This window comes from Acidovorax cavernicola (assembly GCF_003581445.1).
The window spans coordinates 1-1,480 of record NZ_QXMN01000208.1; the positions used below are offsets into that span (position 1 = coordinate 1).

A 1,480-nucleotide genomic window follows, 5' to 3' on the forward strand; every position below is an offset into this window, starting at 1 on the left:
GCTTCGGGCAGCTCCTGCATCAGCGGCGTGGCGAACAGGCCGGGCGCGATGGTGCAGACCCGGATGCCGTGCTGCGCGAGATCGCGCGCCATGGGCAGCGTCATGCCCACCAGCCCGCCCTTGGACGCGCTGTAGGCCTGCTGGCCCACCTGGCCGTCGAAGGCCGCGACCGAGGCGGTGAACAGCATCACGCCGCGCTCGCCGCCCTCCAGCGGCGCGAGCCTGGCGCAGGCCGCGGCGAACAGCCGGCTGACGTTGTAGGCGCCGATCAGGTTGACCTGGACCACGCGCGTGAAGTCCTCGAGCGGCGCGGCGCTGCCGTCGCGCTGCACGATGCGTTTGGCGCTGCCTATGCCCGCGACGTTCATCAGCATGCGCGCCTCGCCGAGACCGGCCTGGGCCCGGGCCAGCGCGGCCGTGACGCTCGCGGTGTCGGTGATGTCGCATTCGCAGGCCAGCGCGCGGCCCGCGCCATGCTCGGCGTTGATCGACGCGGCCACGCGTTCGGCGTCGGCCAGGTTGCGGTCGAGAATCGCGACCTTGGCGCCCAGGCGTGCGAGTTCGCGCGCCGTGGCTTCACCCAGGCCCGAAGCGCCGCCGGTGACGAGTGCGGTATGTCCTTGGATTTGCATGATGGTCTTCTCAGGCTTTGGGGAAAAGAATGTTTTCTGCGCTGCCGTCGTGCAGCGACTCCACGAGCGCCGCGCGGTGGCTCAGCACGGCGCGCTGGTTGACCGAACCCTTGTCGGTGATTTCGCCGCGGTCCAGCGACGGCGGCTCGGCCAGCAGCAGCGCGCGCGCCACGCGGCTGGCGCTGCCCGTGGCCTGGGCCGCGAGTTCGCCCAGCAAGGCCTCGATCTGCGCGCGCACGCCGTCGCTGGCCAGCACTTCGGCCCAGGGCGCGTCGGCGCCCAGGCCGCTGAGGTCGCGGCAGCGCGGCGCGGGAAACATCAGCAGGCCGACTTCCTTGTGGTTCAGCCCCGTGACGACCACGTCCTGCAGATAGGGCGCGCCCGCGGCCAGCACCCTGGTGCGCAGCGGACCCACGCTGACGAAAGTGCCCGTGGCCAGCTTGAAGTCTTCGGCGATGCGGCCGTCGAAGCGCAGGCCGCGGTGCACGTTGTCGGGGTCTATCCAGCGCACGGCGTCGCCGGTGCAGAGGAACCCTTCGTCGTCGAAGGCTGCGCGCGTGGCTTCGGCGTTGCGCCAGTAGCCGGGCGTGATGTTCGGGCCGCGGTAGCGGACTTCGGTCTTGCCGTCGATATCGACCAGCTTGACGGTGGTTCCGGGCACGGGGCTGCCGATGTCGCCGGCCGTGACATCGGGGCTGTTGACGAACAGCGCCGACGGCGCCGACTCGGTCATGCCCAGTCCCGTGGCCATGATGATGCGCTCGCCCAGCGCGGCTTCCTGCGTCGCGTGCAGGCTGTCCCAGACGGGCTGCGACAGCCCCGCGCCCGAGTAGAAGAAGAAGCGCACG

2 protein-coding genes are annotated in these 1,480 nt (G+C 71.1%); both read right to left on the reverse strand.

What is annotated here, in order from left to right:
• Positions 1–632, reverse strand: a 632-nt coding sequence (locus tag D3H34_RS32555) for an SDR family NAD(P)-dependent oxidoreductase (RefSeq protein WP_119558852.1), incomplete at its 3' end; no start/stop codon positions are given.
• A 10-nt stretch (positions 633–642) separates the two neighbouring features.
• A partial coding sequence (locus tag D3H34_RS32560) for an AMP-binding protein (RefSeq protein ID WP_147400591.1) occupies positions 643–1,480 on the reverse strand: 838 nt, incomplete at its 5' end.